This window comes from Pseudoneobacillus rhizosphaerae, from assembly GCF_917563885.1.
Taxonomy (GTDB): domain Bacteria; phylum Bacillota; class Bacilli; order Bacillales; family Cytobacillaceae; genus Pseudoneobacillus; species Pseudoneobacillus rhizosphaerae.
This window is the reverse complement of sequence record NZ_CAKJTG010000022.1, coordinates 44,901-67,479: the sequence shown is the minus strand read 5'-3', so window position 1 is coordinate 67,479 and position 22,579 is coordinate 44,901. Positions and strand designations below refer to the sequence as shown.

The 22,579-nt window shown below is 36.6% G+C and carries 29 protein-coding genes; 8 read left to right on the top strand and 21 right to left on the bottom strand.

The features are described 5' to 3' along the window. The first annotated feature begins 128 nt into the window (after positions 1-128). Entirely contained in the window at positions 129-1,280 is a 1,152-nt protein-coding gene (locus LRP83_RS17230; RefSeq protein ID WP_230497930.1) for an FAD-dependent oxidoreductase, read from the top strand. Between the two features lie 40 nt (positions 1,281-1,320). On the opposite strand, the gene LRP83_RS17225 is transcribed toward LRP83_RS17230, so the two are convergent. From LRP83_RS17225 to LRP83_RS17210, 4 genes are all read right to left on the bottom strand, one after another. After that, the gene (locus LRP83_RS17225) at positions 1,321-1,710 is read right to left on the bottom strand and encodes a hotdog fold thioesterase (protein WP_230497929.1); all 390 of its coding nucleotides are present in this window, start codon (positions 1,708-1,710) and stop codon (positions 1,321-1,323) included. A 38-nt stretch (positions 1,711-1,748) separates the two neighbouring features. Further along, positions 1,749-2,366 carry a DedA family protein gene (locus LRP83_RS17220; RefSeq protein ID WP_230497928.1) on the bottom strand — a complete coding sequence of 206 codons (618 nt, stop codon included), beginning with the start codon at positions 2,364-2,366 and terminating at the stop codon, positions 1,749-1,751. A gap of 440 nt (positions 2,367-2,806) precedes the next feature. Further along, positions 2,807-4,312, bottom strand: a complete 1,506-nt coding sequence (locus LRP83_RS17215) for a leucyl aminopeptidase (protein ID WP_230497927.1) — start codon at positions 4,310-4,312, stop codon at positions 2,807-2,809. Positions 4,313-4,429: 117 nt separating this feature from the next. After that, positions 4,430-4,810 carry a DUF309 domain-containing protein gene (locus LRP83_RS17210; protein WP_230497926.1) on the bottom strand — a complete coding sequence of 127 codons (381 nt, stop codon included), beginning with the start codon at positions 4,808-4,810 and terminating at the stop codon, positions 4,430-4,432. 128 nt (positions 4,811-4,938) lie between these two features. Here LRP83_RS17210 and LRP83_RS17205 point away from each other — a divergent pair, with 128 nt between their 5' ends. After that, complete coding sequence (locus LRP83_RS17205) at positions 4,939-5,415, top strand: divergent PAP2 family protein (protein WP_230497925.1); 477 nt, start codon at positions 4,939-4,941, stop codon at positions 5,413-5,415. A 36-nt stretch (positions 5,416-5,451) separates the two neighbouring features. Here LRP83_RS17205 and spsC read toward each other — a convergent pair whose 3' ends face one another. The 5 genes from spsC to LRP83_RS17180 all read right to left on the bottom strand — a co-directional run bounded on the left by spsC (position 5,452) and on the right by LRP83_RS17180 (position 8,818). Next, a complete protein-coding gene (spsC, locus tag LRP83_RS17200) occupies positions 5,452-6,162 on the bottom strand; it encodes a stationary phase survival protein SpsC (RefSeq protein ID WP_230497924.1) in 711 nt (236 codons plus the stop codon). A gap of 127 nt (positions 6,163-6,289) precedes the next feature. Beyond that, positions 6,290-6,607, bottom strand: coding sequence for a YuiB family protein (locus tag LRP83_RS17195; RefSeq protein WP_230497923.1), 318 nt, complete (start codon positions 6,605-6,607; stop codon positions 6,290-6,292). 130 nt (positions 6,608-6,737) lie between these two features. Continuing rightward, complete coding sequence (locus tag LRP83_RS17190) at positions 6,738-6,863, bottom strand: YuiA family protein (protein ID WP_230497922.1); 126 nt, start codon at positions 6,861-6,863, stop codon at positions 6,738-6,740. 156 nt (positions 6,864-7,019) lie between these two features. Next, positions 7,020-7,508: an NUDIX domain-containing protein gene (locus LRP83_RS17185; protein WP_230497921.1), complete on the bottom strand. Its 489-nt coding sequence runs from the start codon at positions 7,506-7,508 to the stop codon at positions 7,020-7,022. An 83-nt stretch (positions 7,509-7,591) separates the two neighbouring features. Continuing rightward, a complete protein-coding gene (locus LRP83_RS17180; protein WP_230497920.1) occupies positions 7,592-8,818 on the bottom strand; it encodes an NAD(P)/FAD-dependent oxidoreductase in 1,227 nt (408 codons plus the stop codon). A gap of 399 nt (positions 8,819-9,217) precedes the next feature. On the opposite strand from LRP83_RS17180, the gene LRP83_RS17175 reads away from it, so the two are divergent. After that, positions 9,218-10,210 (top strand): NAD(P)/FAD-dependent oxidoreductase, encoded by a 993-nt coding sequence (locus tag LRP83_RS17175; protein WP_230497919.1) that lies wholly within the window; start codon positions 9,218-9,220, stop codon positions 10,208-10,210. 68 nt (positions 10,211-10,278) lie between these two features. On the opposite strand, the gene LRP83_RS17170 is transcribed toward LRP83_RS17175, so the two are convergent. From LRP83_RS17170 to LRP83_RS17160, 3 genes are all read right to left on the bottom strand, one after another. Next, entirely contained in the window at positions 10,279-10,524 is a 246-nt protein-coding gene (locus LRP83_RS17170) for a hypothetical protein (protein ID WP_230497918.1), read from the bottom strand. A 158-nt stretch (positions 10,525-10,682) separates the two neighbouring features. Next, the gene (locus LRP83_RS17165) at positions 10,683-11,045 is read right to left on the bottom strand and encodes a HesB/IscA family protein (protein ID WP_230497917.1); all 363 of its coding nucleotides are present in this window, start codon (positions 11,043-11,045) and stop codon (positions 10,683-10,685) included. A gap of 217 nt (positions 11,046-11,262) precedes the next feature. Then, positions 11,263-11,502, bottom strand: coding sequence for a YuzB family protein (locus tag LRP83_RS17160; RefSeq protein ID WP_230497916.1), 240 nt, complete (start codon positions 11,500-11,502; stop codon positions 11,263-11,265). A gap of 261 nt (positions 11,503-11,763) precedes the next feature. Between LRP83_RS17160 and LRP83_RS17155 the strand changes: the two genes are divergently transcribed. Further along, complete coding sequence (locus LRP83_RS17155) at positions 11,764-12,828, top strand: NAD(P)/FAD-dependent oxidoreductase (RefSeq protein ID WP_230497915.1); 1,065 nt, start codon at positions 11,764-11,766, stop codon at positions 12,826-12,828. Positions 12,829-12,865: 37 nt separating this feature from the next. Here the strand turns inward: LRP83_RS17155 and LRP83_RS17150 are convergent, their stop codons facing one another. Continuing rightward, entirely contained in the window at positions 12,866-13,192 is a 327-nt protein-coding gene (locus tag LRP83_RS17150; RefSeq protein WP_230497914.1) for a YuzD family protein, read from the bottom strand. A 145-nt stretch (positions 13,193-13,337) separates the two neighbouring features. Here LRP83_RS17150 and LRP83_RS17145 point away from each other — a divergent pair, with 145 nt between their 5' ends. Next, positions 13,338-13,574 (top strand): NifU family protein, encoded by a 237-nt coding sequence (locus LRP83_RS17145; protein WP_230497913.1) that lies wholly within the window; start codon positions 13,338-13,340, stop codon positions 13,572-13,574. 33 nt (positions 13,575-13,607) lie between these two features. Here the strand turns inward: LRP83_RS17145 and thrB are convergent, their stop codons facing one another. The 5 genes from thrB to yutH all read right to left on the bottom strand — a co-directional run bounded on the left by thrB (position 13,608) and on the right by yutH (position 19,113). Then, entirely contained in the window at positions 13,608-14,516 is a 909-nt protein-coding gene (thrB, locus tag LRP83_RS17140) for a homoserine kinase (protein WP_230497912.1), read from the bottom strand. Further along, positions 14,509-15,573 carry a threonine synthase gene (thrC, locus tag LRP83_RS17135; protein WP_230497911.1) on the bottom strand — a complete coding sequence of 355 codons (1,065 nt, stop codon included), beginning with the start codon at positions 15,571-15,573 and terminating at the stop codon, positions 14,509-14,511. The genes thrB and thrC overlap by 8 nt, the downstream gene beginning before the upstream one ends. After that, positions 15,570-16,871: a homoserine dehydrogenase gene (locus LRP83_RS17130; protein ID WP_354002354.1), complete on the bottom strand. Its 1,302-nt coding sequence runs from the start codon at positions 16,869-16,871 to the stop codon at positions 15,570-15,572. Before LRP83_RS17130 ends, thrC begins: the two co-directional genes overlap by 4 nt. 172 nt (positions 16,872-17,043) lie before the next feature. Further along, positions 17,044-18,030 carry a 2-hydroxyacid dehydrogenase gene (locus LRP83_RS17125; protein ID WP_230497910.1) on the bottom strand — a complete coding sequence of 329 codons (987 nt, stop codon included), beginning with the start codon at positions 18,028-18,030 and terminating at the stop codon, positions 17,044-17,046. A 78-nt stretch (positions 18,031-18,108) separates the two neighbouring features. After that, positions 18,109-19,113 carry a spore coat putative kinase YutH gene (gene yutH, locus LRP83_RS17120; protein WP_230497909.1) on the bottom strand — a complete coding sequence of 335 codons (1,005 nt, stop codon included), beginning with the start codon at positions 19,111-19,113 and terminating at the stop codon, positions 18,109-18,111. A gap of 194 nt (positions 19,114-19,307) precedes the next feature. Here yutH and LRP83_RS17115 point away from each other — a divergent pair, with 194 nt between their 5' ends. After that, positions 19,308-19,808: a phosphatidylglycerophosphatase A family protein gene (locus LRP83_RS17115; RefSeq protein ID WP_230497908.1), complete on the top strand. Its 501-nt coding sequence runs from the start codon at positions 19,308-19,310 to the stop codon at positions 19,806-19,808. A gap of 43 nt (positions 19,809-19,851) precedes the next feature. Here LRP83_RS17115 and LRP83_RS17110 read toward each other — a convergent pair whose 3' ends face one another. The 3 genes from LRP83_RS17110 to LRP83_RS17100 form a co-directional block, all read right to left on the bottom strand. Next, entirely contained in the window at positions 19,852-20,619 is a 768-nt protein-coding gene (locus LRP83_RS17110; RefSeq protein WP_230497907.1) for a TIGR01457 family HAD-type hydrolase, read from the bottom strand. 9 nt (positions 20,620-20,628) lie between these two features. Next, positions 20,629-21,258, bottom strand: coding sequence for a helix-turn-helix transcriptional regulator (locus LRP83_RS17105; protein WP_230497952.1), 630 nt, complete (start codon positions 21,256-21,258; stop codon positions 20,629-20,631). An 83-nt stretch (positions 21,259-21,341) separates the two neighbouring features. After that, complete coding sequence (locus tag LRP83_RS17100; RefSeq protein WP_230497906.1) at positions 21,342-21,779, bottom strand: DUF86 domain-containing protein; 438 nt, start codon at positions 21,777-21,779, stop codon at positions 21,342-21,344. Between the two features lie 150 nt (positions 21,780-21,929). Here LRP83_RS17100 and LRP83_RS17095 point away from each other — a divergent pair, with 150 nt between their 5' ends. Together LRP83_RS17095 and LRP83_RS17090 are read left to right on the top strand one after the other, a co-directional pair. Further along, positions 21,930-22,196 carry a DUF3055 domain-containing protein gene (locus LRP83_RS17095; RefSeq protein WP_230497905.1) on the top strand — a complete coding sequence of 89 codons (267 nt, stop codon included), beginning with the start codon at positions 21,930-21,932 and terminating at the stop codon, positions 22,194-22,196. A gap of 57 nt (positions 22,197-22,253) precedes the next feature. Further along, positions 22,254-22,553 (top strand): cytosolic protein, encoded by a 300-nt coding sequence (locus LRP83_RS17090; protein WP_230497904.1) that lies wholly within the window; start codon positions 22,254-22,256, stop codon positions 22,551-22,553. Positions 22,554-22,579 lie beyond the last annotated feature (26 nt).

The window sequence follows — 22,579 nt, the reverse complement described above, 5'->3', positions numbered from 1 at the left end:
TTTGTTAAATTGTTAGAATGTTCGAAAATTATCCACATCATTCCAATTTATATTTTAGTATAGTAAGGGAAGAACAAAAATGAATCGGAAAGGAGGAAGGGCCATTTCTTCTATGATAGGGGTACATCTTGGTCCTAAATGATATGGAAGGGAAAATTGCCATAGTTGGGGGCGGGATAAGTGGTTTAGCTACCGCACTAGCTTTAAAAAGGATTGGATTAACTGTTTCCATTTATGAGAAAAAAGCAGAAAATAGTCGCACTGGTTCAGGCATTGTTTTGGGCTCCAATGCTTTAAGAGCGTTAGATTATTTAGGAGTCCTACCACAAATCCAAGAACGTGGGATTTCTAGTAATCAATATTTTATTTTTGACAATCACGGCAAGCCTATTACAACTTTACACTCTGAACAAACAGTCTATCCACTTTACACCTTTATTCACCGAAAGGATTTAATCGATATATTATTAAATGCCCTCTCGGATGAACATATTTTTTATAAAAAGAAATTAGTTTTCTTTACTACTAATCATAAAAAGTCCCAGCTATTCTTTGAAGACGGGACAATCGTCAAAACAGATTACTTACTAGCTTGCGATGGTATACACTCTGCAATTAGAAATCAGCTCTTTCCAGATAAACATCTTAGATATGCTGGATATACTTGCTGGCGAGGTGTTTTAGAAAATTCCTACGATCATTGCTTACCATTCTATTCCGAAACATGGGGAGCAAAAGGTCGTTTTGGTATTATCCCATTAACTAATAATCGACTTTATTGGTACGCGTTGAAAAATGGAGAACCAAATGATACTCGTCTTCATGAATGGGGAACTGATGAGCTATTATCCAATTTTTCGGAATATCATCATCCCATTCCTACTATCATCGAAAATACATTAGATAAAGATGTAACTAGACGGGATATTTATGATTTGGAATCGTTGTTTCATTATGTGTATGACCGCATATTACTTCTTGGAGATGCAGCACATGCAACGACGCCAAACCTTGGTCAAGGTGCCTGTTTGGCTATAGAAGATGCTGTTTTTTTAGCTAAATGTGCAGAACAAGATAAACACCTAGAGACCGCTATGACAAGTTTCGAAAAGATACGACTCGCACGAACGAAAAAAGTCGTTCATGAATCATGGATGTTTGGAAAAATTGCACAAATTGATATTCCCTTTATATGTTCTGTACGCAATATGGTTATGAAATGGACACCAGCCTCCTTTCATCAGAGTCGTCTGCAGGTGCTACAAAATTTAACTTTATAAAAAGGATCAACCTAGAGATTCTACTAGATTGATCCTTAACTTAACTTTTTTTCAACTTCAATACTGCCATTGTACATCGAGAGACACAGATTAGCTGATCCTCTTCATCAACAATTTGGATATCCCATACCATTGTTGTTTTTCCTTTATGCAAGACGGTTGCAGTGGCCGTTACAGTACCCTCCCGTTTTCCGCGAACATGATTTGCATTTATTTCTAACCCTGCAACAGCTTCTGTTTCTTTATCTACTAATTCATAAGCTCCAATACTTGCCACCGTTTCGGCTAATGCTACCGATGCCCCACCATGTAAAAGTCCAAACGGTTGTCTTGTTCGTTCATCAACTGGCATTGTTGCAATAATTTTACCTTTTTCTAATTTGGTAATAGTGATACCAAGTGTATTGATAAGTGTATGTTCTAGATTCATTCTGTATTCCCCTTAATCTAAATCAGTATTTTTTTGTTTCAAAAGCCTGAACCCTTCATCATATTCATTTTTTTCCTTCTTCTTCGAAGGATAATTTTTAAAATAATTAATACTATGATTGCGACGCAGATAAGTATAAGAAACTCCCTACCATAATTTATGATGACATCCATCTGGTCACCAAACAAATAACCTAATGAAAAGGTTATACATAGCCAAATAAAAGCACCTGTGTAAGAAAATATTGCAAAAGTACGGTAAGGGAGCTTACTAAATCCATATAAAAATGGGACAAAGTTTCTGATTCCTGGAATGAAATAACTTATAGATAAGGAAAATGCATGATGCTTTTCAATTAACTTGAAGGAACGTTCAATTAAGTGTGCATATCGTTTACGCTTCTCAAAAAATCCAATAAGTGGGCTTCCAATAGACCTTCCTAAAAAATAACAGGTCGTTAACGCCGCGATAATTCCCAAATAAAAAACGAAAAATGCTATAAGGGGATTGAGTAACTGCTGTGAGGTAGCTATCGCTACTGTCATACTTAAAACTTCATTTGGAATTGGCAAACCAAAAATTCCTAGCCAAACCCAAAAAAACAAGCCTAAGTATCCATAAGACTCAATAAATTGTAATAATTGTTCTAAATCCATAGAGGACCTCCACTAAAAAACCCAAGTTGCACACCATATGAAAAAGTCTAATTCATTATGAGTCTTATTCTAATAATATAATTTATTTACCTATATTTTACAATAAATATTCTTTATAGAATCATAGATTCATATATCAGCACATATATTTATTTTGTTGTAATGGAGGAAAATCATGCACTAATTTTATTATTATAGGAATGCTCCTAGAAACATTCCTCCCAATCAATATTATGTTGCACCACAGCCACAACTTCCACCTATTTATCCATATTATGTACCATATCGAAGTTTACCACTAGTCGATACAAAAATGTTCACTCAGAACCCCAAAATAGGGATGTTCCCTTTGATTGAAGCAACTTGTTTTTTCAGAGGCGTTATAGATAAAAAAAACAGTACCTATGCCATATGTGCATAGGTACTGTTTTTAGTCAGCCTTACTTTTTAATCGGTTCAAATCTTTCTACGAATAGCGCTAACGTTCTAGTCATAGCACCTGTTGCTCCCGCTGTTCCAAGATCCGTATCCTTTTTGGATGTTGAAGTACCAGCGATGTCAAGATGTACCCATGGTGTTTCTTCAGCAAATTCTCCAATAAACGCTGCACCCATAATCGCATGACCATCTCTACCTGGAGAATTGTTTAGATCAGCAATTTTACTTCCTCGCACTCGCTCTTTATCTTTTTCAAAAATCGGCAAACGCCACATAGGCTCTCCCGCTTCAAAAGATGCTTCAAGTACTTGTTCAAAAAGCTCTTCATTATTAGTAAAGGCACCTGTTGTGTCCATACCAAGTGCGACAATTACTCCACCTGTTAGTGTAGCAATATCAACGATATAATCAGCACCGTGGTGCTTTGCATACGTAACAGCATCAGCTAATACTAAACGACCTTCGGCATCCGTGTTTAACACTTCAATCGTTTTTCCACTCATAGAAGTGATCACATCGTCAGGCTTAAAGGCATTTCCACTTACCATATTGTCAGTAGAAGGAATGACCGCAATGACGTTTTGCTCAGGCTTTAATTCACCGATGATCTCCATAGCGCCTAAAACAGCTGCTGCTCCTCCCATATCGGTTTTCATTCCGACAATACCTTCCTTAGTCTTAAGGGAGTAACCACCTGTATCAAAGGTGATCCCTTTGCCGACTAAAGCAATAACATCTTCCCATGTTTCTTTACCTTGATATTTTAAGACTATCATTTTGGGAGGCTCAACAGAACCTTGGTTCACGGCTAGGAGTGCGCCCATTCCCAACTTCTCCATCTCGTCCTTTTCTAAAATTTCAATTTCAAACTCATACTTTTCACCAAGTGTACGTGCATAGTTTGCCATATCAGTAGCCGTTAGCATATTGCCTGGTAAATTTACTAGCTCACGAGCTGAATTAGTTCCCTTGCCCAATGTGTACCCCACTGATAACGCAGCATTAATTACAGCTTCGTCTGTACCACCCAGAACATTGATGTGCTCTAGTTCATTCGCTGGTTCGTTGGATTTTTGCTTATACCCTTCGAATTTATAGGTCGATAAAGCAAATGCTTCGCTTAATGCATAGGCAACGTCATTTTCGTCTAATTCTTCTGTCACAAATGAGTTAAGCAAAACGGAAGTCTCTTGTAATTTATTTGCACGGACGGTTTTAAACACTTTTCCGAATGCTTCTTTTAATGTTTCAAATTTAAGCTCATTTTCCTTGCCTAAACCAACAAAAACCAATCTTTTTGCACCAATTTTTCCAAACGTATGTACTTTTGAAATGGCTTTCTTTTTGGCAGAAATATCGCCACTTTTCACTAACTGTGTTAAATGACCATCGAGTAATTGATCTAACTCAGCTAAAAGTCCTCCAAATTTTGCTGGCTTATCGATTAATCCAATAATTAAGCTTTCTTGCTCTGTTGCGTAATTCCAATCTACTTGAACGGAAAACATTAGTGGACCCCCTTTTTATATTTTCACTTTAAAAATTGTCTAGCGCAAGCGTGCTAGCACTTCCAGCCGCTTCCCGCTTTTCCTATTATATCTAAATTTTAAGATTATTTCGAGCATCTAATCATCTTCTAGATTAATTAATAATTTTGGAAGTTTTGGCAAAAGTGAAACTTCCTCGTAAGAAACTCTGTCAATTTCTTGTGGAAAAAGCTGTAGGCATTTCTCAATAAATACATAAATAGGCTCTAAATCTAGGTTCCAGTAATTTGGACGATAATCCTGTAAATAGTCATGGGCTGCCTTCATCATCAATCTTGCCCCTTTAACATTACCGTATTCATAGTGATAAATGGCTACACTCATTTGCAATAGGCCTTTAAGAAACCAATTTCCTTTATCCGTTAGCCACATCTCCTCTAAAAGGTCATGACAGGTATAGTAATCCCCCTCGTTAAAGTGAACGAAGAATTGATAATATTCTAGTGGGTAGTTAGCCAATTTTATCACCCCTTTTGAAAAGTAAATTTGCACTCTTATTATATAACCTATATGATTAACATAAGAAATTTTACGCTAAATATATTCTTAATTAAGAGGATATAGTTTTTTTAAGGCGGTGTTTGAGTTTGGAATTATTAACAAATTTTTCATTATGGGCTTCAATAGCAGCCATCTTTTTTGCTCAGTTTGTAAAGGTGCCAATTCAATATATTGCTACAAGAAGATTTGATTGGTCTTTATTAACGAGTACAGGTGGGATGCCAAGTTCACACTCTGCGGCGGTTACTGCTCTTTCCACTGGGGTTGCACTGGAGGCTGGTATGGGTTCTGCCATTTTTGCTATATCGGCTGTTTTTGCGATTATCACCATGTTTGATGCAACAGGAGTAAGACGCCAAGCCGGTGAACAGGCGATTGTATTAAATCAACTCGTTAATGACTTTCATAAATTTGTCGATGAAGCTAAGGGCTGGCAGAATAAACCTGAGCAAGTTAAACGTAAAGAATTAAAAGAACTTTTAGGTCATAAACCAATTGAAGTTTTCTTTGGTGGTATAACCGGAGTTGTGTTAACTTTGATTATTCATAGTCTTGTACATTAAAAAAGCTGACATCAAACATAGATGTCAGCTTTTCGCCTATTCTTTTACGGTACCAATATATTGTTGTCTAAATACTTGCATTGATTCGTTTTCATTTAAACTTAAGAGTTCTTCTTCTGTTAGACGTCCGTCGCCATATTCAACCACATACACGTCTAAAGCTTTTTTGCCCCAATTATCATATACTTCTTCAACCGTCTCATAAAACAAGTCTAGTTTGTTTCCTTTAATTGCCCCACCTTTATCCGCTACAACTCCATAGCCATAGCCCGGGATAAATAGTATTGACCCAATTGGAAATACAGTTAAATCGGCTGCAATCGTTGAATAGAGGTCCCTCTTAACCTTGACACCAGAGTATGTAATTCCATAGCTAGGGTGATCCGGGTTCTTTCCTGTCGATTCATATCCAGCCGTATAGCCTGTTGCAATTACTTTCTTGGTCGGATATTGAGACCAATCTAGATCCTCCAGCTTTGTTGGTTGACCAGAAACTGCTTCACTTGAAGATATTTGCGTTTCAAATATAGTAATCGATTTTAATTTTTTTAAGGCAAGTCCTAATGTTTTTAGCTTATGTGAGAAATATGAGCCGTCCTCAGTTCGTCCCTCTTCATATGCATTATAAGCATACGATATGATCGATTTAGCCTCAACTCCAGATATTGCTTGAAATGTAGTGAATAACGCAAATACAAACAGGGCCGTCATTGTAATACGCTTTGTTGAATTCTTTACATCTTTCATCTATTATTTCATTCCTCCCATGTGTATTCATTTCCCATTCGATTCGGAATTATACACACAGGAGTAAGTTTTTTGAAAATTGAATTTATCAATCAAATAAAAAAGCCTTCACCATTTAGTGAAAGCATTAAAACATTTGATATCCATTTTTCCGTAACATTTTAATGACCATACCAGCTACAATAGCACCAGCAAGACCACTGCTTAAAATTAATAAATCTGCAGTAGCTAATGAACTGACTTTTTCACCTAATTGTGAAAAGGCTGATTTACTATTTGTAAAATATTCAATAAATCGAACCTTATCAACGATAAACACCGTAATTAATGGATATATAATCGTCATAATCCATGACATTCTTAACAGCATATTTAATAAAAAACCAATTCCAAAAAATAAGACAAAAAATAATAGCATCGAAATAATTACAACCCAAATTGGCATCGCTTTTCTCCCTCCAATAAGCACAAACTAAGTGTACTTAATGTCGAAAGGTGAGTCAATAAGAAAAGCGGAAGCGCCCGTTTAGCGGCGTATTTAGTTAAATGTTTTCATCGGCAGCCTACTCAAAGAGTTAATCCTGTTTTTTTCCTGACCCTCCACAGCAAGTGCAAGTTTCCGAGCCCCCTAATAATAATTGAAAATATCCTTTACCCGAACAATATACACATTCCTTTTTTTCTGCTGTTTGACTTTTCATTTTGTCATCCCCTTTAAAATTTAATTGAATTTTCTGATAATATATCAAGAATCCTTCTAAAAGAAAAGGGGCAATTTCGATGAAAAATGTCCACTGTAACCGCATACAAGTTCATTTTCCTTAAAATATCTCGTTGTATCATTTAATTTTAGAAAATTATAAAAATATTTTATAAGCAGTATACCCGAACTGGTCACCAGGGTTAATCCCATCTATTACAGCCTTTACTTCAGTTAAATTTTTATCTAGTAAATACTGTAATAATACCGAACAGTCTTCTTCTTTTATCAATGCGGTAGGGTTAACGAATTTAGCCTCGTATAACTCATTTTCATCTGCCATAACAGAATGCTCCCCTATTGGTTCTAATAAAAACATCAGCATATTATCACTTATTTCTCCTTTTAACACTCCAGTTCTTAAACCAATTAAACCTTTATTAATTGTGATAATTCCAGTTTCCTCAAGTGTTTCACGAATTACTGCTTCATCCGCGGTTTCATTTCCTTCTACAAAACCTGCTGGTAATGACCATTTACCTTTTAACCCACCATACCTTTTCTTTACGACAAGCCATTCGCCCTTTTTATTAACAACTAAACCTGATACCCCTAACCAGACATTACCTCTTTTATTTTTTTGCATTATGTCCTCCATTTTTTTATCCATTTTTTATTTTATCAAAAAAAAGCTGAATCGATAAAATAGCCGATTCAGCCTTATTTATATTAAAGAATATTAAATTTTCCCTTTTTTAATACGAGTGATGGTCCACCAATCATTAATAAGGCACGGTTATCAACCATCTTTTTCATGAAGGAAGCTTTAGCACCGAATACCTTTTTACCGTATACAACACCAATAGCATCGTCTTCACCAAGTGAACATACAGTTCCTTTTATATCGGGCTTAAATGATTCAAGTTCAGTTTTGTTGCGAATAATGGCCGTTATATTACGAGCACAAACCTCACCCTGCTGCATAGCAATTTGTGCAGTAGGAGGATATGGACGGTTGATTTCTTCATTGATAACTAATGAGCTATCACCAATGATAAAGATATTATCATGACCTGGTGCTCTTAAATCAGGCTGAACCTTTACACGTCCACGCATCGCTTCAATACCTGATTTTTCAATCACGGAGTTACCTCTTACACCAGCAGCCCAAACAACAGTGCCCGCTTTAATTTCTTTTACTTCCTCTTCACCTTTAGCAACTAGAATTCCCTCAGGAGTACATTCCTTAATGGCAGTCCCTAGCATAAACTCTACGCCTTTTCTCTCTAATTGAGAAACAGCATAATTAACTAATTCAGGGTCAAATCCAGGAAGTACCATTGGAGCTGCTTCGACACATACTAAACGAACCTTGTGGAAATCTAAATCATATTCATGACAAAGCTCTGGAATACGGTTTGTTAATTCTCCAAGGAATTCAATACCCGTGAACCCTGCACCACCGACAACAATGGTTAGGCGCTCATCGCGTTTTTCTTCTTCGTTATTGTAATTCGCAAATTGATATTCAATATGCTCACGAATTTGACGGGCAGCATTTACGTTAACAATAGAAAAGGCAAATTCCTTTAAACCTTTAATTCCAAATGTTTCTGGCTCTCCACCAAGTGCTACAACTAAATAATCAAAGTCAATTTGGCTATTTTCTAATACAACCACTTTTTCTTCTGTTTTAATTTCAACAACTGAATCTTGGATAAAGTTAACTTTACTACGATCTATAACATCACGGATATCATAACGTACACGGTCATGGTGCATTGTTCCAGCTGAAGCTTCATGTAACCATGTTGTTTCATAGTGGTAATCATGTTTATTTACTAAGACGATGTCTGCCTCATTAACACCAATCATTTTTTGCAAACGCGTTGTTGCCATTAGTCCACCGTAACCGGCTCCTAAAATCACAATTCTTGGCTTTCTCAAAGTGATCACTTCCACCCTTTTATTATATTTTTTAATTAATGAAATTCTTTTCCTTAGCTTCCTCTGGTTTGAAGGTTTTTATTTTTGGATAACAGAAAAAGTTTGTGATTCCCTTCACTTAACCTGACACAAAAAAGTACTCAAATTGTCACAGAAACTTAACAATTTATTCCCAACATCCATATTATGCTTTTCCGATGGCTTTTTCAAGCCTATTTCATAGTTTTTGAAAACTAGGAATTTTCAAAAAAAATTCCAAAGCTTTATTTATTATATTTTCATTGTATTCATTGGGTTAAGATTTTCTTATTAAATGTTTACTTTACCATAATAAAGTGAGTAAATGGAAGATTTATGATATTATTAATTATAGAATGCAACTTCACACATTACTCGGGGGGATTTTGGATGAATGAAGACCAAAAGATCTATGACATTACGATAATTGGTGGCGGGCCGGCTGGTCTATTCACTGCATTTTATGGTGGCATGAGACAAGCTTCTGTGAAAATTATTGAGAGCTTACCTCAACTTGGTGGACAATTAGCAGCGCTATATCCTGAAAAATTCATATATGATGTTGCAGGATTTCCAAAGGTTAGAGCACAAGAGCTTGTAAATAATCTCAAAGAACAAATGGCAAAATTCAAACCTACCGTTGTGCTTGAACAATCCGTCGACACAGTTGAGAAACAAGAAGATGGTATTTTTAAGCTTACGACCAATAAAGAAGTACATTTATCCAAAACCGTTATCATTACGGCTGGAAATGGTGCATTCCAACCTCGCCGTATAGAGCTTGAGAATGCTAAACAATACGAAAGTAAAAATCTCTATTACTTTATTGACGAGTTAAATCAATTTGCTGGTAAAAGGGTTGTTGTATTTGGTGGCGGAGACTCTGCTGTTGACTGGGCATTAATGCTTGAGCCAATTGCTGATAGTGTAATGATTATTCACCGTCGTGATAAATTCCGTGCACATGAACATAGTGTGGAGAACCTATATAATTCAAAAGTTGTAATTAAAACACCATTTGTGCCAGCAGAATTTATCGCGGATGAAAATGGTATTAAACAAGTGGTTATAGATAGTGTTAATGGTGAAACAAAAGAAGTAATCGATGTAGATGCTGTCATCGTAAACTATGGCTTTGTTTCGTCTCTTGGTCCAATTAAGTCTTGGGGACTTAATATTGAAAAGAACTCAATTGTCGTAAACTCTAAAATGGAAACGAATATTCCTGGAATTTATGCTGCTGGAGATATTTGCACATATGAAGGAAAAGTTAAACTAATTGCTTGTGGCTTCGGGGAAGCACCTACAGCTGTTAACAATGCAAAGGCGTACATTGATCCAAAAGCCAAAATCCAACCATTGCATAGTTCTTCTATGTTTTAAAGGACACATTAACACATGAAAGCGGCGGGGGAGAGCCCCCGTCGCTTTCATGTGTTAATGTTTTAATATTAGAACCAGAATCCACGAAAATTACATCTGTTGCAACAACAACGATTTCTATCACGATTTCTATCTTCTGCACCTGCAACACGATCATTACGGTCTCTACGACAACATCTATCACGATCTCTATCTCGATTTCTGTCTTCTGTTCCTGCAACACGATCATCACGGTTTCTACAACAACGATTGTTACGGTCTCTGTCGCAATTTCTGTCAGAAACTCCTGCAACTCTATCTCTCCTACAGCTCACGGTTTTCCCACCTTTTCTAGATTAAATTGTACTACGATGTATCCTATGTAGTACTTGTACAAGTTGTAAGGGTGAAAACCTATTTTTTTTGAAATGTGCTCTATCATTTATTCAATCATAGTTACAAAAAAAACCTTCTCGATTGAGAAGGCACTTCATTAACACTCTTCAGGTGTTCCTGTTTGTGTTGCAGTACGGAATGAAGACCCACAGCCACAAGAAGCAATCGCATTCGGGTTGTCGATGGTGAAGCCACCGCCCATCATGGATTGTTTGTAATCAATTTTTGTACCATTTAAGATAGGGGCATCTTCTTTATTGACAACAACTTTTATTCCAAATGCTTCAAACTCAATATCCTTTTCCGACTTTTCCTGTTCAAAGCCCATACCATAAGAAAGGCCACTACATCCTCCACCCTGAACTCCGACTCGAAGGAATGCACCTTCTTCTTCATTTTGTTTCATCATATCTTTTATTTGTAAAGCTGCTGCTTCTGTAATCTGAACGATTTCACTCATTAACTTTTCCCCTCCTTGGAGATTTTAATTAAAGTATATACATCACTGTGATTTATCTCAACTATACTGCTCCTCGATTGCTTTCTTTTAACAGCCTATGATAGTATAGTTCATCATATTATTCGTTATCATTTACGTAAAGACGAATGACTATTTTTTATAAGAAAAAAAGCCAGATCTCAGAAAAATAATATCTGTAGAACCAGCTTTTATATAATTAAAACATTGGGTTTTCCTCTAAAAATTGATATATATTTTCTACAAGCGCCTCAGGGGTTTCACCTGTAACCACTTCCCCATTCACAAGGGCATAAAGGGTCGAAGCACATTTTCCACAATAGCCTAAGCAACCGTATTCAATGACATCCAAATCAGGGTCTCTTTCAAGCTGCTCCAGGGCCTTTTGAGCACCGCTTGCCAGATTACTTATACAAAATTCAATGATTGGTTTAATCATTCATTTCACCTCTCCACTACAAAGTTTATCCTACCTTCTTTCTAAAAAATCGTCAATAAAATACTCAAAAAACTGAATTGTCAATACTTTCGCGAAACTGTTGTGATTTGGACACATATTAGATATACTTTGTTTTGGCTAAAATATATAAAAGAAGTCTCATTTACTAAATAAAACGAAGAATTGATTCGTTATTAAGATGTTTTCGAAGAAAAACAATTTCTGCGAAAACATCCTTGAGAGAAAAAGGAGATATACAACATGAAAAAACTTGTCATTCTTGGCGGCGGTTATGGAGGAATGAGAGTATTAAATGAACTTTTACCTAATCAGCTACCTGCTGATGTCTCCATTACCTTAATTGACCGAGTTCCCTATCATTGCTTAAAAACAGAATACTACGCACTTGCTGCAGGGACCATTTCAGACCAGCATATTCGGGTGTCATTCCCCGAGCACCCTCAAGTGAATGTAAAATATGGAGAAGTAACTGGAGTTGACCTACAGAATAAGCTTGTTCTCTTAAAAGATGATCAAGAAAAATATGATGAGTTAATTATTGGTCTTGGTTGTGAGGATAAGTATCACAATGTTCCTGGTGCTAGTGAGAACACTTATAGTATTCAAACCATTGAAAAGTCCCGTGAAACATATCAAGCGTTAAATAATCTTGCACCGGGGTCAACTGTAGGAATCGTAGGGGCTGGTCTTAGTGGTGTTGAACTTGCAAGCGAGCTTTATGAAAGTCGACCAGATCTTAAGATTTTATTATTTGATCGTGGTGAATATATTCTATCCGCGTTTCCAAATAAGCTAAGTCAATATGTACAAAATTGGTTTGATTCACATGGTGTTCATATCGTAAATAAAGCAAATATTACCCGTGTTGAACGTAATCACTTGTTCAACCATGACGAACCGATTGCATGTGATATCATTGTCTGGACGGCTGGCATTCAGCCTAATCAAATCGTAAGAGAAATGGATGTTGAAAAAGACAATCAAGATCGTGTTGTCATAACTCCTAGGCATCATTTACCAAATGACGAGAGTGTCTTTGTAATTGGAGATTGTGCAAGCTTACCACATGCTCCGAGCGCTCAGCTTGCGGAAGGTCAAGCAGAACAAGTTGTCCAAGTTTTAGTAAAGCGCTGGAAAGGTGAAGAACCACCATCCTCTTTCCCGCCAATAAAATTAAAAGGTATTCTTGGTTCGTTAGGTAAAAAACATGGATTTGGATTAGTAGCTGATCGACCTATTACTGGTCGTGTGGCGAGACTAATTAAATCAGGAATATTATGGATGTATAAATATCATAAAGGGTGATAAAAAGGAGTTGGCAATTCAGCCACCTCCTTTTTTACTAATCTGCGGAGTATCCGTATTTTTCCAATTCCGCATAAATGGTTTTTAATTTTGGATTACCTTCCCCAACCACTTTACCCTCTAATAAAACAACAGGATAAAACATATCCTCTTCAATGACACGAGCTGCAAATTCTTTTTTCTGTTCATCGATTGGTGGATTGAATATATCAACATACGTAATTGTAAAAGGTTGATTTACATATTTTCTTGTGATGGCTGCCTCGAGCCATTCATACGTTTCTTTTGAAGATGGTAGATTAACGCAACTTGGACATAGTACCTCTGCCCCATAAACAATAATCTCAACCGATTTATTTTTCACTTCTCCCACCCTTTCCTTTTATCTCTATTTTACAACATCATTATATCAAAAACCTATTTTTTTTAATTCCAGGGTTTACAGTTTCCAGAATAGATTTTTCCTCTAATAATGATTATAATAAAGTTAGGAAAGGAGTCGATAAAGAATGTCAGAACAAGATATTAAAGTAGAAGTTCAAGAAGTATTAGATAAATTGCGCCCATTCCTTCTTCGCGATGGAGGAGATTGTGAGCTTGTTGATGTAGAGGATGGAATTGTAAAGCTTCGTTTACTTGGTGCTTGCGGTAGCTGCCCAAGCTCAACAATTACTTTAAAGGCTGGAATTGAAAGAGCTCTTTTAGAGGAAGTTCCAGGCGTAGTTGAAGTAGAGCAAGTATTCTAAAAGTAAAAATTAAGTTAAAAAGCGATTCTGTTTTTAAGCAGAATCGCTTTTTTTTCTAACTACACTACCATTTCTATCAATTTTTAAGACTTTTGTGTCTAATTCAGGAAAAATTACTTGGACAGTATCTAATAAGGTTGTTCCATGATCTTTTTCTACAAATGCTAAAAGCGTAGGGCCCGCTCCGCTTAAAGCCACTCCAAATGCTCCATTTTCTCTAGAAACACGAGTAATTTCTTCGTAATAAGGAATTAATTTCTTTCGATAAGGTTGATGTAATAGGTCCCTTTCCATCATTTTTCCGGCCATCTCCCCATTTCCACTAATTAATGCAGCGACTAATACATTGGCCATTGAAGAAGCTTCTACTGCTACATTGAAAGGTAATTGTTCTGGTAAAACTTGACGCGATTCCTTTGTGAGCAGCGTGTGTTTTGGAATAAAAGCAACCATTTCAAAGGGAAGATCAGTAAAGGAAAGTAGTTGAACATCACTTTGATGATAACTTCCAATAACAAGCCCACCGAATAATGATGCCCCAACATTGTCAGGATGTCCTTCCAGTTCTGTAGCAATGACAAGTTTTTCTTCCTTAGACAGTTGTAAATCACCTAATTGATCTGCAAGCTCGATACCTGCAATGATTGCTGTAGCACTTGACCCTAGCCCTCTTGCTAATGGAATATCCGATTCCAATTTCACTTTACAAGCCGGTAGGCTGCATTCATAACGCTTGGAAACCCGCTTCGCAATCTGATATATATAATGTGATTCATCAGATGGAAGCCCCTCTAATACTTGGGAGGTGGTTGAAAACTCCCAATTCATTGAGGGTTCTACTTCTAATGTTAAATATAAGCTTAACGCCAAACCTACTGAGTCAAAGCCTGGCCCCAAATTCGCGGTACTAGCAGGCACTTTGATTGAAAATGGTTTAACCATGATGAACTGCTCCACGTATATAGTTTACGACGACCTTTTCATCATTCGGTAAATAAATCGGTTTAATGGAGCTACAGTTGATGGCTATATCAGGATCTTTTAAACCATTTCCAGTTAAAACTGCGACAATTTTTGTGCCAGGAAGTATTGATCTTTTTTGAATTTGTTTATAAATTCCAGCAATGGATGCACATGAGGCTGGCTCTGCAAATATCCCTTCATCCTTTGCTAACCATTTATAAGCTTGCAATATTTCTTCATCGCTAACAGCATCTATTAATCCATTTGACTCTTCTACCGCAGCACTCGCAAGTGGCCAGCTAGCTGGATTTCCAATGCGAATCGCTGTTGCAATCGTTTCAGGATTTTCAATTACACGATTATTAACGATTGCTGCTGCTCCTTCTGCTTCAAAACCATACATTTTTGGGAGAGTTGTACCTTTCTTAATTGCATATTCCTTAAAGCCCTTCCAATAGGCACTAATATTTCCAGCATTACCTACAGGTATCGCTAATACTTCTGGTGCTTCCCCCAATTGATCACAAATTTCAAACGCAGCTGTCTTTTGACCTTCTAAACGATAGGGATTGACAGAATTAACAAGGGTAATCGGTTCTTGTTCACTTATTTTCCTAACCATTCTTAATGCTTCATCAAAGTTTCCTTCGATTGAAAAAATTTCTGCTCCATACATCATTGCTTGCGCTAATTTACCGAGCGCAATTTTTCCATTTGGGATAACGATGATACATCTAAGTCCTGCTCGTGCGGCATAAGCTGCAGCGGAAGCAGATGTGTTACCTGTTGAAGCACAGATGATACTTTTACTCCCATCTTCTACCGCTTTTGCCACTGCCATAACCATTCCTCTATCCTTAAAAGAGCCCGTGGGATTCGCACCTTCTACCTTTACATGCAAGTCAACTCCCCATTTTTTCGAGAGGTTTTGGAGTGAAATTAGTGGTGTATTTCCTTCATTTAATGTTAGGAAAGGTGTGTTCTCATTGATTGGTAAAAATCGTTTGTATTCCTGGATAAGGCCTTGCCATCTCATGAAACGGAACTCCCCTCAACTCGATAAGTACTTTTGATCTCTTTTACAAATGATAAATCACGTAATAATGTTAAAATATTTTGATATTCACTCGAAGCTGCCTGATGCGTTACAAGTACAATTTCAGCCACTTCATTTTTTTTCACAGGTAATTGAAGGATTTTTTCAAAACTGACCCCATATTGTGCAAAGATAGACGTAATCCCTGCAAACACACCTACTTCATCCTTCACATGAAGGCGAAGGAAATATTTCGAGTACTTCTCTGCCTCATCTTTTAGGATTTTTGGATACTGTGGTGTAACAGCATTTTTTCCATTTACTCCTAAACGCATGTTCTTCATTACGGCTACTAAATCAGAAACAATTGCAGTGGCTGTCGGTAAACTACCTGCTCCTGGTCCATAAAACATCGTTTCGCCAACCGCTTCCCCATAAACATAAATAGCGTTATATTCATTATTTACGGATGCTAATGGGTGACGATTAGATAATAGGGTAGGTTGAACACTTACCTCAACTTTTTCCCCATCTCGATGTGCATGACCAATTAATTTCATTGTATACCCTAACTGTTTCCCATATTGTAAATCTTCCTCTGAAATGTTGGAAATACCACTTACTTTTACATCCTCCAAGTCAATTTTCATTGAAAAACCTAACGTCGCTAAAATCGTCATTTTTCTTGCAGCATCTAAACCTTCAACATCTGAAGTTGGATCTGATTCTGCAAATCCTAATTCTTGTGCCTCTTTTAAAACGGATTGGTAGGCTTTACCCTCCTGACTCATTTTCGTTAATATAAAGTTCGTTGTCCCATTCACTATTCCCATCATCTTCACGATTCGATCTGATGCTAATCCGTCTACTAACGTTCGTATAATAGGAATGCCTCCAGCTACACTAGCTTCATAATACAAATCACAGCCACTTTCCGAAGCAACAGTTAATAATTCCGAACCATGTAGAGCCATTAAATCTTTATTGGCCGTGACGACATGCTTTCCATTCTGAAGAGCAGCAATAATATTCTTCTTCGTTTCAACTATTCCACCCATTACTTCAATGATGACATCAATATCAGGATCATCTAAAATTTCATTTGGATTGGTCGTTAAAAGTAACGGATCGACCGAGACACCTCGATTTTTATTTATATCTTGCACTAGGATTTTTCTGATTTTAACAGGACAACCGACTTGGTGCATGAGCTTATCTTGGTGATTTTCAATAATATTTACAACTCCGCTACCAACTGTACCTAGTCCAAATAAACCTATCGAGATTGCTTTCATCATTTTTCCCCCTTGTTGTCCATCCGTGGAACACAAATGTTTTTATATAATGGACATTATAGAACTATTTAACATCTATTACAATGGGTATATTTTTAAAAAAAATAAAAAAACAAAGTTTCCTAAAGAATAGTTGATGTAAAATACACCCATTTTCCTCAGGAAACTCAGTTCATTATTTTATTACTGTTTGCCAGTCTTTATTAACTATAGTCTTTGGTTCTTTGCCTGCTAAAACTTGCATGATATTATCAATGCAAAGGTTCATCATTGTGATACGGGTATCAATCGTTGAACTACCAATATGAGGGATGGCAACAACGTTTGATAATTGAAGTAAGGGGTGAGACGCATTAATTGGCTCTACTTCAAAAACATCCAAACCAGCTCCAGCAATCTCCCCTTCTACAAGTGCCTGATAAAGAGCCTTTTCATCGACTACCGGTCCACGGGACACATTAACAAAAATAGCAGAAGGTTTCATTTGCTGAAAAACTTCACGTGTAAATAAATTTTCCGTTTCATCCGTTAACGGTGTTAAACAAACGATAAAATCCGATTGTTTCACTAAGTCGTTGAATGGTGAGTATTGTACGCCTAACTCTCTTTCTGCTTCAAGTTTTCGTGTACGATTGTGATATAGAATATTCATATCAAATCCTGTTGCTCGTTTCGCTACCGTTTCACCAATGCGACCCATACCAACAATCCCAATCGTTTTATGGTGAATGTCATGTCCAGCAAAAAATAATGGACTTGAACCCTTCCATAAATCTTTTTTTATATATTCAGCTGCTTCTACAATTCGTCTAGCAGTCGCTAACAATAAAGAGAAGGTTAAATCGGCAGTAGTATCCGTTAACACATCCGGCGTATTACACACCGCAATCCCTCTTTCTGTAGCAGCCTTTATATCGATATTATTAAAACCTACCGCAAAGTTAGCGACTACTTTAAGTCTTTCGCTAGCCTCTAAAACTTCTGAATCAATCTTGTCTGAAAGCATGGTTAAAAGCGCATCTGCACGCTTAACCTCTTTTAGTAATACATCTTTTGGTACTGGAACGTCTTCTTTGTCCCACATGCCCACTTCATAGTGGTCATGCAAAACTTGAACGATATCTGCTGGTAGTTTCCTTGTGATGTAAATATAAGGTCTCATTCTAATTCCCCTTCCAAAATCAATAGTTCCCCTCCCAATTTTATCAGATTTTTTTATTGAATGTATGACTATCTCCGTCTAATTTATTAGCCATTCTAGATGAGGTATTTTTAATTTACGAATCGGTGCATCTGCTAGTTGATAAAATTCTCCTAAAAACCTTTCATATTCGGTACTACTTTGAAGTAATTTGTAAAGCCGTTCTTCCTGCCAGTTCTTATCCTGTTCCGATTGGGTAATATAATATTCCTCAATACATTCGAAATAATGGAGAGGAAATACTAAGCGTGAATAAAGAAGACGCCAGCCAAAAGCTGAAAGAGGTGACAATGCTTGATAATCTTGGAAAAACTTTCTTATATGCGGATGATGGGCGTGTTTACTTTCAAAGTAGATACCACGTGTCCATTCCGCTAAATCGCGGCTTCGATGGTCAAATACCCAATCCAGAGGATTTTTCAAAAGAGAATTCTTTACCCAGATTTGATTTGAAAAACGTTCATGGCAAACAGTACCGTTATCGGTTTGACCCGGTGCTTCATCAATTTCGGTATCTACTAAATATTGAATCGCATTTTCGGTCACCCCCATATAATAAGGGAACGATTCAATAAACATCCTTTCAAATTCATTCTCAGGCGATTGGTACATTTTCGACTGCCAAACCCCTTCCATTTGAGCAAGTCTTTTTTCCCAAAGCTGTTTCCACTGTCCAATGCGACTTGTACGCTCTACCTTAAAGGGAATCGTCAATCCTCGTAAATGAAATTTGGCTAACTTGCGGCCGATCTGTTGTACTGGTTGTCTTTCATTCATTTGACAGGCTAAGAGACATAAGCTTTTTCCTTCCCATTCTCCCCAGAGTTCTCCCGACTTAGTTTGGATGATAGTAAGAATATTTCGATCTCCAGATTGAATAAGATGATCGGCGATTCCTTTTAATTCCATTAGATATTCTTTACTTTCTCCAAGAGGTGCCATAATATAAATTTGATTCCTACTAATAAATCCTTCATATCTGCCAAATTGGGTTTGCCCTTCTGGTCGAATGCCAAAAGTTTCTTCAAGCCATTTTGTTTGCATAATGCCCCCCCTATTCCTTATTCTTAATACATGTATATGCAATTTTTAAGAAATCAAGTATGGTATAAGTATAGGTTGAAAGGAAATGATGAATAGAAGAAACATTACTTTATAGTTCCTTTTTCCGTTTCTAAGCATATTTTAAGAAAAAAGGTTATATAAATAGTGAAAATATAAAGAAAAGGTGAAATCATATGACCGATCACAATAAGCGAGACTTAACAGTAAATACTGCACGTCAATGGATATTAGATAGAGGAGTAACGATACAGGATATTGCTGATTTGGTTTTTTACCTACAAGAAAAATATCATCCGAATTTATTAATGGAGGATTGTGTCCACAATGTGGAACGTGTTCTTTGCAAACGAGAGGTTCAAAATGCTATTTTAACAGGTATACAATTAGATATCCTTGCAGAAAAAGGATTATTGGAGGAACCACTTCAATCCATTATTGGGATTGATGAAGGCTTATATGGGGTAGATGAAATTCTAGCTTTTTCCATTGTTAACGTGTACGGATCTATAGGGTTTACTAATTATGGATATATCGATAAACAAAAGCCTGGGATTCTTCAAAAATTAAATGATAAATCTACAGGTGAATGTCATACCTTTTTAGATGATATTGTTGGTGCAATTGCCGCTGCGGCATCTAGTCGTCTTGCACACCGGGCTGCTAATGTTGAATAGATATAAAAACGGCCGGCTTCTTGTAGAAGTCGGCCTTTTGGTATTATAGTACTTCCCATTCACTTAAAGAATTAACAACAAAGGTTGGTTGCTCTTTATAGCTAGAGAGATGTTCTTTGGTCGTCACACCTGTATGGACAAGGAGAGTATCTATCCCGGCATTAATCCCCGCTAAAATGTCGGTGTCATAATAGTCTCCTACCATTAATGTTTCTGCTTTGCTCGTGCCTAAAACCTTTAATGCCTGTTCCATAATAATCGATTCAGGTTTTCCAATAAAAATAGGCTTTACTTGAGTTGAGACCGCCACAACAGAGGTTAACGAACCATTACCAGGAAGCAAGCCTCTTTCGGTTGGTATAGCAATATCACCATTTGTAGAAATAAACGTGGCTCCATTTCTAACTGCTAAGCAGGCAATTGCTAGCTTTTCATAATTAATTCCACGGTCAATTCCTGTTACGACAAAGTCAGCATCTTCATCGGCAAACTGAAAGCCTTTCTCCTCTAGAGCAGTGCGAATTCCTTCCTCACCAATTACATATACGGTCGCATCTTTTTTTTGTGTATAAATATAATTGGCGGTTGCTTGACTCGTCGTAAACACCTGCTCCTCTGTCGCAGGAATATCAAATTCCTGCAGCTTTGTAGCTACTTGCAAAGGGGTTCTTGATGAGTTATTTGTAACGAATAAATAGGGAATCCCCTTTTTATATAACTTTTTAACAAAATCAATCGCTTCAATAATTTTTTCAGTGCCTCTATACATAGTCCCATCTAAATCAATTAAGTATCCATTATATTTTTTCAAAGGTATTGATCAATCCTTTCGAATAACATAGTGACAACAACTATCGCCTCTAGACAGGCTTGATATTTTTTCGATGTTTTTCGTGTGAAGAAGTTCTTCATAAAATTTATGTTCATTTCGGCAGATTTCAGGAAAATCCTTAGCAATTTCTAAATAAGGGCAGTTGGACTGTCGGATCTGAGCGACTTCCTCAGAGTCTGTTTCATTAACTTCTGCCATAAACCCCATTTCCGATTGGATTTTTGCTAATTCATTAATTTGCCCAATAAACGGTTTATCTTTAAAACGACCACGATATCGATTAACCAATCGCTCCTGCCTTGATACAATCGCTTGATTTATTATGGAAGCATCCAAACGGTTTATCTCCTGTAATAAATCCATTCCTATTTGTTTATATTGCTTTGGAAAAAAATCTTCCCCAAGTTCTGATAGTTGAAAAACCTTTGATGGCCGACCAGTCATATTTTTTTTCATAAATGAACTTAATAATCCATCTGTTTCTAACACTTGAAGATGCCTTCTGACCGCCATTTCGGTAATATTAAGCTGAGCAGATAACTCTAATACAGTCATTTGAATATTTGCTTTAATATGATTTAATATCTTTTCTTTTGTTGAAATAGAGTTTGGTAACATTCTCAATCACCTTCCTCCACTAATTGTAGCTAATTAAGGATATTAAAAACAATGGATAACTTGTTAACTTTTTCTTTATAAGGTTAATTTTTAAACGCTGTAACGTGCCCTAGTTCATTTTTCAAATATTCTCTTACTTTTGAAGAGAACATTTTTAGAGTTTCCATTTGGAGCGTAATTACATCAACCAATTGATTATGTTGTATTTCTAGATAATTTTGTACAAGTGACTTTCTTAGGGAGACAATGTTTTTTAAGCCTGTCCCCATCTCGTCCGTTACAACCTTTTCATCCATTAATATATCGACAATGTCTTCATAACTTCCTGGATCACGCATGATAAAACCATCAATGATGGCATTTCCTATATCTAGAATCGATTCAATCACCAAATGTGTAACTCTTTCAAGGGCTGCTTTCTCTATAGGGGTTCTCCATTCAGCTTGAGATTGGAATACACCCAATTGGTTTTCTAAATACTGAAGAGTTTGTTCTATCTTTTCTCGATCGACAAAATACATTTATTAATCACCTCTAAAATCTTTATACGATACCATCTATTCATTATTCTATCATAATTTAATAAAACATGTTTTTTTGTAATAATTTCGTTATAGGAGTCAATTTTTGTTATGATAAGGTTGATGTGTCGAAATTATGGAGGGAAAATGATGAGTGAACGATATTTTTTATACAATGATATGGAAGATACAAAAACGAGATTTGTCAGCTTTGTAGGAGAACACCAACGATACGATTTGGCGATAACTCAGTCAAAACGACATTATGGTAAATCTCTTGTATTAAATATGCAAGGAAACCGTTTTGCCATTATTGGGGACGATGATTTGAAAGAGGAAGGTTATTTAGAGTTCGCTTTTGGATTATCTGAGGAAGAGGCTGCTGAGCTAAGAGACTTCCTTTTTGAATTAATTTAATTCATGAAATGAATCACCTCTGTTTATACTATTTTCTAAACAGAGGTGATTTTATTTATGGCAGAGAAAAAAGATTCTGAAAAATACGGTGACTTTTCCAATGTAGAGGCTGGGAGGAATTTCTTAACAGTCAATCATATGCCTGAAGGTCCATATGGATCGCCGATTGATAAGGATAAACCAGTTCAAAACAAACGTAATCCGTGGAAAGAGGGCCAGCGTACCTACAGTGCCTATAATTATGAATTTAAAACCTTCCATGAAAATCTTCCAAGACAAATGGATGGCGCACATCCTACACATGATGATCCAAAAACGGGAGAGCAACCGCCCTACGAGGACTATCGTGAACATTAAAAAAAGGATGGCTATGCCCATCCTTT

What these genes read in the sequence shown, in the direction of transcription:
- LRP83_RS17160 (WP_230497916.1), bottom strand. Translation starts at nt 11,502, where the DNA reads ATGATTAAACCAATCATTGAATTTTGTATAAGTAATCTGGCAAGCGGT.
- LRP83_RS17185 (WP_230497921.1), bottom strand. Translation starts at nt 7,508, where the DNA reads ATGCAAAAAAATAAAAGAGGTAATGTCTGGTTAGGGGTATCAGGTTTA.
- thrC (WP_230497911.1), bottom strand. Translation starts at nt 15,573, where the DNA reads ATGAGATGGCAAGGCCTTATCCAGGAATACAAACGATTTTTACCAATC.
- LRP83_RS17130 (WP_354002354.1), bottom strand. Translation starts at nt 16,871, where the DNA reads ATGATGAAAGCAATCTCGATAGGTTTATTTGGACTAGGTACAGTTGGT.
- LRP83_RS17155 (WP_230497915.1), top strand. Translation starts at nt 11,764, where the DNA reads ATGAAAAAACTTGTCATTCTTGGCGGCGGTTATGGAGGAATGAGAGTA.
- LRP83_RS17215 (WP_230497927.1), bottom strand. Translation starts at nt 4,312, where the DNA reads ATGTTTTCCGTTCAAGTAGATTGGAATTACGCAACAGAGCAAGAAAGC.
- LRP83_RS17175 (WP_230497919.1), top strand. Translation starts at nt 9,218, where the DNA reads ATGAATGAAGACCAAAAGATCTATGACATTACGATAATTGGTGGCGGG.
- LRP83_RS17190 (WP_230497922.1), bottom strand. Translation starts at nt 6,863, where the DNA reads ATGAAAAGTCAAACAGCAGAAAAAAAGGAATGTGTATATTGTTCGGGT.
- LRP83_RS17090 (WP_230497904.1), top strand. Translation starts at nt 22,254, where the DNA reads ATGGCAGAGAAAAAAGATTCTGAAAAATACGGTGACTTTTCCAATGTA.
- LRP83_RS17145 (WP_230497913.1), top strand. Translation starts at nt 13,338, where the DNA reads ATGTCAGAACAAGATATTAAAGTAGAAGTTCAAGAAGTATTAGATAAA.
- LRP83_RS17125 (WP_230497910.1), bottom strand. Translation starts at nt 18,030, where the DNA reads ATGAGACCTTATATTTACATCACAAGGAAACTACCAGCAGATATCGTT.
- LRP83_RS17095 (WP_230497905.1), top strand. Translation starts at nt 21,930, where the DNA reads ATGAGTGAACGATATTTTTTATACAATGATATGGAAGATACAAAAACG.
- LRP83_RS17225 (WP_230497929.1), bottom strand. Translation starts at nt 1,710, where the DNA reads ATGAATCTAGAACATACACTTATCAATACACTTGGTATCACTATTACC.
- LRP83_RS17105 (WP_230497952.1), bottom strand. Translation starts at nt 21,258, where the DNA reads ATGTTACCAAACTCTATTTCAACAAAAGAAAAGATATTAAATCATATT.
- LRP83_RS17165 (WP_230497917.1), bottom strand. Translation starts at nt 11,045, where the DNA reads ATGAGTGAAATCGTTCAGATTACAGAAGCAGCAGCTTTACAAATAAAA.
- LRP83_RS17220 (WP_230497928.1), bottom strand. Translation starts at nt 2,366, where the DNA reads ATGGATTTAGAACAATTATTACAATTTATTGAGTCTTATGGATACTTA.
- spsC (WP_230497924.1), bottom strand. Translation starts at nt 6,162, where the DNA reads ATGAAAGATGTAAAGAATTCAACAAAGCGTATTACAATGACGGCCCTG.
- LRP83_RS17195 (WP_230497923.1), bottom strand. Translation starts at nt 6,607, where the DNA reads ATGCCAATTTGGGTTGTAATTATTTCGATGCTATTATTTTTTGTCTTA.
- LRP83_RS17100 (WP_230497906.1), bottom strand. Translation starts at nt 21,779, where the DNA reads ATGTATTTTGTCGATCGAGAAAAGATAGAACAAACTCTTCAGTATTTA.
- LRP83_RS17115 (WP_230497908.1), top strand. Translation starts at nt 19,308, where the DNA reads ATGACCGATCACAATAAGCGAGACTTAACAGTAAATACTGCACGTCAA.
- thrB (WP_230497912.1), bottom strand. Translation starts at nt 14,516, where the DNA reads ATGGTTAAACCATTTTCAATCAAAGTGCCTGCTAGTACCGCGAATTTG.
- yutH (WP_230497909.1), bottom strand. Translation starts at nt 19,113, where the DNA reads ATGCAAACAAAATGGCTTGAAGAAACTTTTGGCATTCGACCAGAAGGG.